The sequence below is a fragment of the Treponema pedis genome (assembly GCF_017161325.1).
Classification (GTDB): domain Bacteria; phylum Spirochaetota; class Spirochaetia; order Treponematales; family Treponemataceae; genus Treponema_B; species Treponema_B pedis.
In genome coordinates this window covers 1,579,083-1,591,446 of record NZ_CP045670.1, presented here as the reverse complement: position 1 = coordinate 1,591,446, position 12,364 = coordinate 1,579,083, and the positions used below count along the sequence as shown (strand labels likewise).

The window sequence follows — 12,364 nt, the reverse complement described above, 5'->3', positions numbered from 1 at the left end:
TTCCCTTTAATATAAAAAATTATGTATAAGACGTGAGTTTTTATAAAATACCGGTTGACTTTTTTTTAAAATTCATGTATAGTCTAGGCTCTTGTTCGGAGGGCCATTAGCTCAGCTGGTAGAGCAACAGACTCTTAATCTGTGGGTCGCAGGTTCGAAGCCTGCATGGCTCAAAAGTAAATCGTTTATATAATCTTCGTATAAAAGGCGTATCTATAAAGCCATAAGGGCATTATAAATACGCCTTAATTATTTTAGACTAAAAGATAAAAAACGAATTTAATTTATAAAAAACGGGCAGGTCTTTTTTTCAGCGGTGTCTTAACTTGACAATTGAATAGCGTAAGGCGCATGCCAATACAGCCCCGGTGCAATCTGCAAACCAATCATAAACGGAAGAATCTCTTCCCTTTACAAAATGCTGATGAATCTCATCCGAAATACCGAAGCAGGCGGTAACGGCAAAAACTATAAGAATACATTTTAAAGAGTGTTCTTCCCAAGCATCTTGTGTAAACCAATATGAAAAGGTAAAGGCTAAGGAACCGAAAGCAAAGGCATGAACTATTTTATCCGAACCCGAAAATGTTTTAACCGGTTTAGGCAATGAGGATTGCGACGATAAAAAGAAAATTAAGAAAAAACAAATAAGCGAACAACAGCACATAAAAATTTCAGATTTACTTTTATTTTTTAAAAAACTTAAATTCATTTTTACTCCGTTTCGGCTAAAGCCCTGGAAATACTAAAAGCATAATCGCCTATTTTTTCCAAATTGCGCACCATATCTATATACAAAAGCTCCGCCTTAACGTTTGCGCCTTTTTCAAGCCTTGAGCGGGCAAGCCGCTTTAACTGCTGTCTCATAGAATCTATAGAATCTTCCATTTCTTCCGCAATTGCAAGCTGCTCGGCGGCAAGAGGTTTATTTAAATGGTCATGAACAAAATGAATAAACTGATTTACCATACCCATGTACGGTAAAAGTTTATTCATATCTTCCTGACTGATAGGCATTTTAAGCTGAATACTCTTATTTATAAAAAGACCCAGCTCATAAATTTGGTCGGTTATATTTTCTATATCGTCTACAATACCCAGCATAAGCCTTACATTTTTTTCCTGTCTGTCCGAAAGGGATAAGCGGGAAGTTTTAATTAAATAAGCCGAAAGCTCTTCCTGCATTTGGTCGGTATAATCCTCTTTTTCGGTAAGAAGTTTTACAACACTTTCCCGCGACAGATTTGATTCTTTTAAAAGAAGAGAGCGGAGCAGTGTAAACATTTCCCGGACTATACTCGACATTTTAACGATTTCGGCTTCGGCGCTTAAAATATATGCCTCAGCGCTTTCTTTTATGCTCGGTGCCTGAAACTGCAAAACATATTTCGCCGGTTCTTCATTTTCTTTCGGTTTAATCAATAAACATACAAAGGCTGCAATTTGGTTTACAAACGGTAAGGCAATTATCGTATTTACCACGTTAAACATTGTATGAAAAACTGCTATACGGGTAGTAATGTTTGAAACGGAAGGACCGCTTCCGAACATTATATCCACTAAAGCCAAAAAGGGTCTGAAAAATATTAAAACTAAAATACTTCCCGCAACATTAAATAAAACGTGAACCGTTGCGGCCCGTCTTGCATTAAGTTTTGTTCCTATAGCTGCAAGTACGGCATCTATTGTAGAACCTACATTGCTTCCCAATACCACCGCAGCGGAAAATTCCCAGCCTACAACTCCGCCGTGAGCCATTGTTAAAAGTACCGCCGTAGTGGCACTTGAAGAATGAAGAAGCATTGTAAGTAAAAGCCCCACCAAAATACCGACGATAATGCTTAAAATTCCCGATTGCTTAAAAACCGCTAAAAAAGCAAGCTCCGCCCCGGATATTTGCGGCACTGCGGAAGCTAAAAAGTCCAATCCCGAAAACAGCAAGCTGAAACCCATAACGGCCTCGCCCAAACTGTCTTTTTTAAGTTTTTTAAAAAACGTTAAAAAATATCCTATACCGAAAGCCGGGATTGAAATACTTGCAATGGAAAATTTAAATCCTATCAGAGAAACAATCCATGCCGTAACCGTAGTCCCTATATTTGCTCCGAAAATAACGCCTATAGCCTGCTGTAAGCTAAGCATTCCGGCATTAACAAAGGATACCGTCATAACCGTAGTCGCTCCTGAAGATTGAACAATCCCGGTAACGATAATCCCCGTTAAAACGGCAAAAAAACGGTTTCCCGTCATAAAATTGAGCGTACGGTGAAGACTTTCGCCTGCACTTTTTTGAATACCGTCGCTCATCATTTTCATTCCATATAAGATTAACCCCAGACTTCCAAGCATCCGGAACAAAAGACTGACCACTGCCATTTTTTTACTATATCAAATACCGAATATTTTTGCAATAAGTGAAAGGCACGGTACTTTTATTATTTTTAAAAGTATAGTATATTGTATTTATACCAAGTTCCGCAAAATGAGCAAGATTTTACGGAATATTTTTAGGAGATAGAGTATGAAATCACTTAAAGGCACAAAAACCGAACAAAACATTTTGTCGGCTTTTATCGGGGAATCGCAAGCCCGCAATAAGTATACTTATTGGGCAAGTACTGCAAAAAATGAAGGCTTTGTGCAAATTTCACAAATATTCATTGAAACTGCAGAGCAGGAAAAAGAGCATGCAAAACGACTTTTTAAATTTTTGGAAGGCGGAGAAGTTACCGTTTCCGCAACGGCTCCCGCAGGGGTAATCGGAACAACGCTTGAAAATTTAAAACAAGCTGCCGAAGGAGAAAACCACGAATGGATGCACATGTATCCCGAATTTGCAAAAACAGCCCGTGAAGAAGGCTTTCCGTTGATTGCTGCCGTTATGGAAAACATAGCGATTGCGGAAAAGCAGCATGCAAAGCGGTATGAAGCTTTTATAAAGAGGCTTGAAGAAAACAGTATGTGGGTTCAAGAAACTCCCACAACATGGAGATGTATAAACTGCGGATTTATCTACGTAGGAAAAGCGGCTCCCGAAAAATGCCCTGCCTGCGAACATCCTAAAGCTTATTTTGAAAGACTGGGTGAAAATTGGTAAATCGGCGGCTTTTTAACTGCCTGCCCGTATAAAACTTAGAAAAAAAACCGTTACTCCGATATCGCTTCGGAATAACGGTTTTTTATAATCTTATTTTTCGCTTAAAAGCATGGTCTTTGCGTCAAACTTCGAATCGGTTTCAACGTTTTTATTCCCATGCTCTTTTAAGGCTTTAATTTTAACATAGTCGCCTACATGCTCAAGATGAAGCATAATATCCAAATCTTCTTCATAGCGTTTTAAACTTTCATCTATTTCGCAAGTTTGAACATCGGCAGCGGCGGTATACCATACTGCAACACCCATCTCTTTTGCAAAGGCCTTCATCTCTTTTACGGCTTCGGGAAGAGCTTTTGCGAAATTAAAATCGTCAATCATAATTACGCTCGGCTTTGAACCGCCTTCGGATAAGGCACGGATTGTTTTAATAATTTGTGAAGTACGTACCGTATCCTGATTAAAGTTAAGCACAATACGCTTTGCAATAATCTGCGATTTTACTTCCTGCGCATTTTCAAGGCTTTCTTTTTTGCAAGCTCGTCAAACATATCGTTATACCAGGTAATTGCATAATCGACATGCTGACTGAAAGAGATATGCACTACAGGCAAATCCTGTAACAGCTTATCAAGCCCGAATTGCACTAAAATAGAAGTTTTTCCGACTCCTTTTTTAGAAGTAACCACACCTACTTCGCCTACAGTAAGTCCGCCGTTTAAAGCCTTTTCGAGTTTCCTCATCGGGCTTTTTTCGATTAAATCTTTTTTAATCATTTACGCCTCCCTATTTCTTTTCCGCCAAACGTTTGGCTTCGTATTCTTTAATTAAAACTTCCGAAATACTTGCAGGAGCTTTTCCGTATTTGGCAAATTCCATAGAATATTCCGCCTTACCCTGTGTAGAAGAACGCAAAATAGTGGAAAATCCGAACATTTCGCTTAACGGAACTTCGGCATCAACACGTGTAAAGCTGTCATCTTCCGTAGAAGAAATTATAACACCCCGTCTTTGGTTGATAAGACCGAAAATATTTCCCTGGAATTCCTGCGGCCCTTCTATTGAAACTTTCATAATGGGTTCAAGAATTGCGGGTTTTGCGGCTTTATAAGCCTCTCTGAAGGCTCCTATAGCGGCAGCTTGGAATGCCATATCCGAAGAGTCTACCGGGTGCGACTGTCCGTCATTTATGGTAATGCGTGTTCCTACAATCGGGAAACCTATAAGAGTGCCCTTCTTTACGGCTTCTTTAAAGCCCTTATCGCAGGAAGGAATAAATTCCGTAGGGATTGCACCGCCTTTTATTTGATTATCGAATTCATAATCCTGTTCCGTAATGGGTTCGATAAAGCCGGCAACACGTCCGAACTGACCTGCACCTCCGGTTTGCTTTTTATGTGTGTAGTTAAAATCGGCTCTCTGCGTGATGGCTTCGCGGTAAGCTACTTGCGGCATACCCGTTTCAACCTCGCACTTATATTCACGGCGCATACGCTCAATATAAACTTCAAGATGAAGCTCTCCCATTCCCTGAATAATAGTTTGATTCGATTCCTTATCCACATAGCTTCGGAAAGTCGGGTCTTCTTTTGTAAATCGGTTAAGAGCTTTAGACATTTGGTCGGCAGCCTGCTTATCTTTCGGAGTAAGTGAAAGAGAAATAACCGGTTCGGGAACAAACATGGAGCTCATTGCATAGTTAAGCCCGCCGCTGCAAAAGGTATCTCCCGAAGCGCAGTCCACACCGAAAAGAGCTACAATGTCGCCGGGGCCGCCCTCGTTAATATCTTCCATTGCCGCCGAATTCATTCGTACCAAACGCCCTACCTTAAACTTTTTACGGGCGCGTGTATTGTACAATTCTTCACCTTTTTTCAAAGTTCCCTGATAAACACGTACATAAGTAAGCTGTCCGTATTTTCCGTCTTCAAGTTTAAACCCGAGAGCAACTACGGGGTCGTCTTCTTTTGAACCCAAAACAACGGGTTTTTCATTATCGTCAAGATTTAAGGCCGTATTTTTAATTTCCGTAGGGTCGGGAAGATAATAGCCTACTGCGTCCAATAAGGGCTGAATACCCTTGTTTTTATATGCCGAACCGAGGAAGACCGGAACAAATTGCTCGGCAAGAGTGCCCTTTCTGACGGCCGCCCTAATCATTTCTTCGGTTTCCGCTCCTTCCAAAAAGGCTTCCGCCAATTCATCGGAGAACATCGTAGCGGCGTCCACCATTTCTTCACGGTATTTTTGTGCTTCGGCTACAAGATGTTGGGGAATTTCGGCCAATCTGATTTGAGTACCGTTTTCACCCTCAAAATATATGGCTTTCATTGTAACGAGGTCTATAACGCCTTCAAGTTTATCTTCCAAACCTATTGGAAGCTGCATCATATATGCGTTAAGACCCAATTTTTCTCTAAGCTGCATTCTAACCTTTAAGGGATTTGCCCCCGTTCTGTCGCATTTATTTACGAAGGCTATTCGGGGAACATGATAGCGTTTTAACTGTCTGTCAACGGTAATGGATTGAGATTGAACGCCGCCTACGGAACACAAAACCAAAATAGCTCCGTCCAAAACGCGGAGAGAACGTTCAACTTCAATAGTAAAGTCTACGTGTCCGGGAGTGTCGATTACGTTTACCGTATAATCCTTCCATTTAACTTGAGTTGATGCGGACTGAATTGTAATACCGCGTTCGCGTTCAAGTTCCATATTGTCCATTGTTGCACCGACACCGTCTTTACCTCGAACTTCGTGCAGCGCATGAATTCTGTCACAATAAAAAAGAATTCGTTCGGAAAGAGTTGTTTTTCCTGAGTCAATGTGCGCACTAATTCCGATATTTCTCATTTTGGAAATATCACTGCTCATAATAAATACCTCATTTTTATAAAATTTTTATGTTTTAATATTCAACATTTCATATAAATGTGAAGAAATGTTATCAAAATTGTAAAAATGCTCTTAAAAGCAATAAACTTCTAAGAACAGGTAATTATATTAAAAACTAAAACAATTTTCAAGTAGGACTTGCGGTTTTTCGTGTACAAACCGTAATAAACTTTTAAATATACCGTATCAAACAGGCTTTGTTCCTCTTCCGAATAAATTTGTGTAGGCAAAGGTGGCGGGAGTTACGGGAACCGTTTTCTTTTCAAACTGCAAAACCGAAAGTCCCGAAGCAAAAATAAAACCGCCCCGTACTTATAAAAGCACGATGCGGTTTATCAGTACTCAAGGGAAGCCTGTTATTCGGCTTTAGCCTCGCCTTCGCCTTCTTCAGTCGATGCCGCTGCGGGAGTATCATTCGATGCGAATTTAATAGCCGCAACCGTCATATCCGGAGAAGTAAGAACGGTAACATCAGAAGGTAACGTGATGTCCCGTACATGCAAAGAATGATTTACGTCCAAAGCGGAAACATCAACAACAATTCTTGGAGGTAAATTTCTAGGCAAACACTCAACTTCAATTTCGGAAATTCCCGCTTCAAGAACACCGCCGTGCCGCACTCCTTCAGGAGCACCCTGGAGTCTAATCTTAACCTTTGTACGCAATAACTTACCGCGTTCGACTTCGTAAAAATCCACATGCTCAATTTTATCGGTAACTATATTATGTTGAAATTCTTTAATAAAAACTTCATAATCTTTATCACCGAGCTGAATTTTTACAATTGTGCTTTCAGTAACAACTTTAAAAAGCTTCATAAATTCTCTTTCATCAACATCAAGAGAAACGGCTTTTCCATGTCCATCATACATAACGGCAGGAATCCTGCCCGCCTTTCTTATTTTTGCGGCAGCTGTCTTTCCGAATGCCGTTCTTTCATTTGCATTTAACATTCTCTGGTCCATAAATCAGAACTCCCCTATCACTAACGTTAGTTTACAAAAAAGCCGCCTCAAAAAAGAAAACCGGCTAAAAACTGGGACGGTAGGATTCGAACCTACGGAATGACGGTACCAAAAACCGTTGGCTTACCACTTGCCGACGTCCCAATATATACAAACTGCAAAAATGCAACTGTAACCCGAAATGAGTCAATTAATACGGTAATAAAAAGCTTTTTATGTAACTACAACTTCGTTTATCAAGAACCTTTGTTATAGGCATCAAAAATAGCTTTTGTAAGTATATCCCTAAATTCCGAAGAAATAGGATGAGCTATATTTTTAAACTCTCCGCTCGTTAATTTTTTACTCGGCATACCTACATATAAACCGCTTTTACCTTCAATAATTCTTATATTGTGCACAACAAAGCAATTATCAAATGTAACGCTTGCATAAGCCTTCAGGCTGTTGCCCGAATCGATTTTTTGAACGCGAACTTCCGTAATTTCCATTTTGTTTCTCCTTAGTAAAAAGTCTACTGAAATATGTAATTTCCTGTAAACATTCTACTACGGTTTTTGCTATAACGCAAGTAAAAAAAACAAAAAACATTGCTTATATTGCTTTAAAAGCTCAAAATAAGCAATTTCAGCCTTTTTTTCATCTTCAAAAAGACCGAAAACGGAAGAACCGGACCCGCTCATAAGAGCAAAATCGGCTCCGCCTGAAAGCAAATAATCTTTAACCTTTTTTACGACCGGGAATACTTTAAAAATTTCTTCCTCAAAACTGTTAAAAAAGGCCATTTGCGGCAATCCTCACCGCAAAAAGGTTCCGGGTCAAAAGCCGGAAGCACCGCATTTTCACTGCGGTTTAAAAGTTTGTAAGCGGCGGCAGTTCCGCTCGTTATTCCCGGATAAACTAAGACACCGAAATAACCGCATTTAACGGAAACGGGTTTTAAAAGCTCTCCGCGCCCGCCTACAACGGCAGCTCCGCCTTTTAAAAAAAAACGGTACATCGCTTCCTATCTCCAATGCAATCTTACGCAAACTTTCCTCGGTTAAACCGGCATTAAACATAATGTTTAGCCCGTGTAAAACGGCGGCAGCGTCGGACGAACCTCCGCCCAATCCCGCTCCGCAAGGAATGTTTTTAAGTATCTTTACAATAATGCCGTCTCTAATACCGCAAGCTGCGGAAAACTTTTTATAAGCACTTATAACCGTATTTGTTTCAGGTAATGCCAGCAAAGGCGACAGCACCTTGCAAGTATCTTTTTCAGCCGTTCTTTCAATTAAAATCTCATCGGAAAGCGAAATGGAATGAAACACGCTTACTATATCGTGAAAACCGTCGCTTCTTTTCCCAAGAACTTCCAAATGCAGATTAATTTTGGCATGAGCCGAAAGACTGATTGCACTTTTGACCATGTCCGATGTATTATACCTAATTTACAAGTTTTGTCAATAGAAAAAACGGAAAAATTAAAATATACTTAAAGGTCTTCTTAAAACCGCTTATTTTTCTCAACACTTGACAAGCTGCAAAATAAAAAATAAACTGTTTCCGAAATGAATACGGTTTTAAAAAAAATAAGGCGGTTATTTATTATCTTTACATTGATACCGCAGCTTAATATTTTTTCTCAAAGCGTTATAAACGGAATTTATACCGAAGATATACAAGCCAACCCCGAAATTTTAAAAAAAAGCCCGATATCGTTTGCAATAGGAATTGCTCCCAAATTGGAAATAGGCTCGGGATTTGAATATGTATTTAAAAACTACAATGAGGTTTTAAGTAAACTTATATGGCCTCTGTTGCCGGCCTCTGGATTTCAGGCGACGACGGAAATTTACATCGGAAACGGTTTTCATACGGTTTTTAATGCCGTATTTTCCATACCTCATTCTACGGGTAAAATGCGGGATTACGATTTTTTAAATCATACGAAAAAAGACGTCTTAACGCATTTTTCCATGCACAAATGTATACTGGAACAGGGAAAGGAACTCGGGTTTACCGTAGGCTGGATTATGCCTCTGGCGGAATATTTTCAAAACGGAAATAAAATAAAAATTTATGCGGAACCGTGTATAGGACTGAGGTATTATTCACATACTTGGCTTGCCTTCGACGGCTATCTTCAATATTCAAACGCAAATTCCGAGCTAACACCGGAGACACCCAAAGTTTTATGGAAGGGAAATGCAGCTCAGTATCGTCAGGACTTGGTTTTACCCAATATCGGAATATTGTTTAAATTCGATTTACCTAAAAAATGGCAGATAAAAACCGCAGTACAAGTATGCCCGCAAGTATTGGGTTTATGCGAAGATAATCACTTCGGAAGAGATATTGTTTTTTACGATATTTTCCACAAAAAAGGTTTTTCTCTGCATATAAACTTTTTTGCCGAAAAAAAACTTAATAATGTTTTAGGAGTTTTCTTTTCTACCGATTGCAGTGCAATTACGTCATATAACGGAATTTCCATTGCACGGAAAAGCTCAAATAAAAACATATTGTCGGCATCTCAAGAAGGCTCATCGGGAACGGCTTTTTATACTGCGGTTTTTTCCGTAGGAATGATGATACGTTTAGGAGAGTAAGACGGAAGGAAATTACCGCCTAAGTTTAAATATTCGCTTGACAAAAAAAAAAAATTCGGCTACACTTGCCAATCAAATTCCGGAAGCAGATGGGGTCTGGTGGCTCCCGCGGTCTTCAAAACCGTAGGTTGCGTAATTTGCAATGGCAGGTTCGATTCCTGCCTCTTCCGCCTATTTTAAAAATCCCGTTTTTTTACCGCTTCTATAACCCTGTCCCTGCCGGATAAATCTTTAAACACCGAAACCTTTGAAAAACCCGCATTTTTAAAAATATTTAAGGCGGCTATTGCATTGTATTCACCTATTTCCGTAAAAATTTTTCCGCAAGAAGTTAGTGAAGAAAAAGCATTTTTTGCAAGAGGTTCAATTAAATCGATTCCCCCCTCCCCTCCGTCTAAAGCAAGTCCGGGCTCACACCTTCCGTCAGATAAAAGCGTATCGGTAACTTCGGAAGGAACATAAGGCGGATTTGTCGTTATAATTCGGTATTTTGTATTTCGGCATAAGGGAAATTTTTCCCGTAAATCCGCTTTAATAATTTTCGTTTCAGGTTTTAATTTTTCGGGCAAAAGGTCTTGCACATTTTTTTTACAAACCTTTAAAGCGTCCTCCGAAATATCCGCAAGAGTAAGAGAAAAATGCGTTTTTATAAATTTATCCGTTTTTTCCGTATCATTTTTAAATTTTTTATTTAACATTGAATAAAATTCACAAGCTGCCGAAATACCTATGCAGCCCGAACCCGTACACATATCCAAAATAAAAAAACCGTTTTTATATTTATCATGTTCAAAATTATCAAGTTCGAATTCCAAAAATTTGCATAAACGCTCTACAAGGGTTTCGGTATCCGGCTTAGGTATAAGAACGGAAGGATTTACATAAAATTTCCTTCCGTAAAATTCTTTTTCTTCCGTTATGTAGGCAACGGGTAACCCCGAACATCTTTTTTGCACAAGCCTAAAGAATTCGCTTTTAAATTCTTCAAAATCAAAATCGCTATGCAATAAAATCCACGAACGCTCTTTTTTTAAAAGAAAAGAAATTAAAATATCCGTATCAAGCATTGCCGAATTTTTATCATATTCGTTTTTTCTTAAATTGGAAGAACGTAAAAACTCTCCGCAGGAAAAAATTCTGGCTTCCCGTATAGTGAACATTATTTGCCGTAATCTAAATTATAATCGCCCGCTTTCATCATTTCTTCGCGCGCCGCAATACAGAGGGCTTCGATAAGTTCATCAAGCGAGCCTTGCATTACGGCGTCAAGTTTATACAGGGTTAAGTTTATTCGGTGGTCGGTTACTCGGTTTTGCGGAAAATTATAAGTACGTATACGCTCCGACCTGTCTCCCGTCCCTACCTGATTTTTTCTGTTTTGAGCACGCTCCGCCTGTTTTTTACTTTCTTCCATATCATAAAGGCGGCTTCGCAAAACCCGCATGGCCTTTGCCTTGTTTTTTATCTGACTTTTTTCATCCTGACAAATTACTACCAATCCCGTAGGCAAGTGGGTAATGCGCACGGCGGAATCCGTTGTATTTACGCATTGACCTCCGGGGCCTCCCGCCCGCATAACATCTATGCGTAAATCTTCCTGTTTAATTTCGATTTCGGTTTCTTCCGCTTCAGGTAAAACCGCTACGGTTACCGCACTTGTATGAATACGCCCCGACCCTTCCGTTTCGGGAACCCTTTGCACCCTGTGAACACCTGATTCATAGCGCAAACTTCCGTATACGTATTTTCCGGAAACCGAAAAGGTTATTTCTTTATACCCCCCAAGCTCAGTTTCGTTTAAAGAAATAATTTCATATTTCCAATTTTTTACTTCTGCATAATGAGTATACATTCTAAAAAGATCGGCTGCAAACAAGGCCGCTTCTTCACCGCCTGTTCCCCCGCGTATTTCCATAATAATGTTTTTTTCTTCCAAGGGGTCAGGCGGAATTAAAAGCATTTTTAAATCCGCCTCGCTTTTTTCAAGGGAAAGCTCAAGCGAATGAAGCTCTTCGCGTGCCATTTCCTTTAATTCCGCATCGCTTTCTTCCTGAATGAGAATTTTGGAATCGGCTATTTGTTTTTCTATAAAAAGATAGTTGTCGTATTCTTCCATCAGTTTTGAAAGATATGAATGTTCCCTCATTGTTTCTTTATATTTTGAAGCATTCTTAATAAGGGAAGGGTCTTCAATTTCTTTTTCTATTTCTTTTAACTTTTTACGTAAATTATCTAAGCGTTCTTTCATAAAATTTCCTTGTAATTTAAAAAAGGAGTTTAACACTTTCCATATTTTTTTGCAACGGGGTTCGCCTGTCCGCTTCCGCAATACGGAACTCCCCCGTTTTTATCGACAAACGGAATGCCCCTATTGCAAAAAAGGAATAAAGGTGTTAATATATAGATTGCAAAATAACTTATTCAGGAGGGTTATTGATATGAAAAAGAAAATAATTATTTCCATTACGGTTTTATCGGCTTTAGCGGTATTTGCTTCTAATGTTATCCAGCCTAAAACAACAAAATATACGGTTGAAAGAAGGTCTTCGGCTGCCATTTATATGACCGAAATTTACTCCTCGGAGTATTGGACCGAAGTGTATTTAACTTATGAAGAAGATAACGACAAATATGACGAGGCGGAAACCGAAAAAGAAATTTATGAATTTATTTCCAAATACAAGGTCGAACATAAATTTTCTACAGTGGAAATTGAAGATTTAAAAGCCGCTGCGGTAGGCGAAAAAAAGACTACCGTTCTTAAAAGACTGATTTTCAGACAAATACGTAAGTAAGTAATTTATCTTTAACAGGGC

General features: G+C 39.2%; 14 protein-coding genes and 3 tRNA genes. 5 read left to right on the top strand and 12 right to left on the bottom strand.

Features of this window, described 5'->3' with window-relative positions:
• Positions 1-100: 100 nt before the first annotated feature.
• Positions 101-173 (top strand) — tRNA-Lys (locus DYQ05_RS07200).
• 137 nt (positions 174-310) lie between these two features.
• Here the strand turns inward: DYQ05_RS07200 and DYQ05_RS07195 are convergent.
• Both DYQ05_RS07195 and DYQ05_RS07190 read right to left on the bottom strand, forming a co-directional pair.
• Complete coding sequence (locus DYQ05_RS07195) at positions 311-712, bottom strand: VanZ family protein (protein ID WP_020965334.1); 402 nt, start codon at positions 710-712, stop codon at positions 311-313.
• 2 nt (positions 713-714) lie between these two features.
• Positions 715-2,376 carry a Na/Pi cotransporter family protein gene (locus DYQ05_RS07190; protein WP_024465288.1) on the bottom strand — a complete coding sequence of 554 codons (1,662 nt, stop codon included), beginning with the start codon at positions 2,374-2,376 and terminating at the stop codon, positions 715-717.
• 145 nt (positions 2,377-2,521) lie between these two features.
• Here DYQ05_RS07190 and rbr point away from each other — a divergent pair, with 145 nt between their 5' ends.
• The gene (gene rbr / locus DYQ05_RS07185; protein WP_020965332.1) at positions 2,522-3,097 is read left to right on the top strand and encodes a rubrerythrin; all 576 of its coding nucleotides are present in this window, start codon (positions 2,522-2,524) and stop codon (positions 3,095-3,097) included.
• A 90-nt stretch (positions 3,098-3,187) separates the two neighbouring features.
• Here the strand turns inward: rbr and DYQ05_RS13795 are convergent, their stop codons facing one another.
• The 8 genes from DYQ05_RS13795 to DYQ05_RS13780 form a co-directional block, all read right to left on the bottom strand.
• Complete coding sequence (locus tag DYQ05_RS13795) at positions 3,188-3,568, bottom strand: hypothetical protein (RefSeq protein ID WP_252723279.1); 381 nt, start codon at positions 3,566-3,568, stop codon at positions 3,188-3,190.
• Positions 3,569-3,594: 26 nt separating this feature from the next.
• Positions 3,595-3,870, bottom strand: a complete 276-nt coding sequence (locus DYQ05_RS13790) for a P-loop NTPase family protein (protein ID WP_252723278.1) — start codon at positions 3,868-3,870, stop codon at positions 3,595-3,597.
• Positions 3,871-3,880: 10 nt separating this feature from the next.
• Complete coding sequence (gene fusA, locus DYQ05_RS07175) at positions 3,881-5,968, bottom strand: elongation factor G (protein ID WP_020965330.1); 2,088 nt, start codon at positions 5,966-5,968, stop codon at positions 3,881-3,883.
• A gap of 377 nt (positions 5,969-6,345) precedes the next feature.
• On the bottom strand, positions 6,346-6,954 hold the full coding sequence (locus tag DYQ05_RS07170) for a 50S ribosomal protein L25 (RefSeq protein ID WP_024465287.1): 609 nt from the start codon (positions 6,952-6,954) through the stop codon (positions 6,346-6,348).
• A 71-nt stretch (positions 6,955-7,025) separates the two neighbouring features.
• Positions 7,026-7,098: transfer RNA gene (locus tag DYQ05_RS07165), tRNA-Gln, on the bottom strand.
• A gap of 92 nt (positions 7,099-7,190) precedes the next feature.
• Positions 7,191-7,445 carry a septation regulator SpoVG gene (spoVG, locus tag DYQ05_RS07160; protein WP_020965327.1) on the bottom strand — a complete coding sequence of 85 codons (255 nt, stop codon included), beginning with the start codon at positions 7,443-7,445 and terminating at the stop codon, positions 7,191-7,193.
• Positions 7,446-7,514: 69 nt separating this feature from the next.
• A complete protein-coding gene (locus tag DYQ05_RS13785; RefSeq protein ID WP_252723277.1) occupies positions 7,515-7,739 on the bottom strand; it encodes a hypothetical protein in 225 nt (74 codons plus the stop codon).
• 138 nt (positions 7,740-7,877) lie between these two features.
• Positions 7,878-8,366: a 4-(cytidine 5'-diphospho)-2-C-methyl-D-erythritol kinase gene (locus DYQ05_RS13780; protein ID WP_252723276.1), complete on the bottom strand. Its 489-nt coding sequence runs from the start codon at positions 8,364-8,366 to the stop codon at positions 7,878-7,880.
• A gap of 141 nt (positions 8,367-8,507) precedes the next feature.
• On the opposite strand from DYQ05_RS13780, the gene DYQ05_RS07150 reads away from it, so the two are divergent.
• Positions 8,508-9,548, top strand: coding sequence for an omptin family outer membrane protease (locus DYQ05_RS07150; protein ID WP_206183176.1), 1,041 nt, complete (start codon positions 8,508-8,510; stop codon positions 9,546-9,548).
• An 81-nt stretch (positions 9,549-9,629) separates the two neighbouring features.
• Positions 9,630-9,718: transfer RNA gene (locus DYQ05_RS07145), tRNA-Sec, on the top strand.
• Positions 9,719-9,724: 6 nt separating this feature from the next.
• On the opposite strand, the gene prmC is transcribed toward DYQ05_RS07145, so the two are convergent.
• Both prmC and prfA read right to left on the bottom strand, forming a co-directional pair.
• Complete coding sequence (gene prmC / locus DYQ05_RS07140; protein ID WP_206183175.1) at positions 9,725-10,708, bottom strand: peptide chain release factor N(5)-glutamine methyltransferase; 984 nt, start codon at positions 10,706-10,708, stop codon at positions 9,725-9,727.
• The gene (gene prfA, locus DYQ05_RS07135; protein WP_024465285.1) at positions 10,708-11,796 is read right to left on the bottom strand and encodes a peptide chain release factor 1; all 1,089 of its coding nucleotides are present in this window, start codon (positions 11,794-11,796) and stop codon (positions 10,708-10,710) included. The genes prmC and prfA overlap by 1 nt, the downstream gene beginning before the upstream one ends.
• A 190-nt stretch (positions 11,797-11,986) precedes the next feature.
• Between prfA and DYQ05_RS07130 the strand changes: the two genes are divergently transcribed.
• Positions 11,987-12,343 (top strand): hypothetical protein, encoded by a 357-nt coding sequence (locus DYQ05_RS07130; RefSeq protein WP_020965322.1) that lies wholly within the window; start codon positions 11,987-11,989, stop codon positions 12,341-12,343.
• The last annotated feature ends 21 nt before the right edge of the window (positions 12,344-12,364 follow it).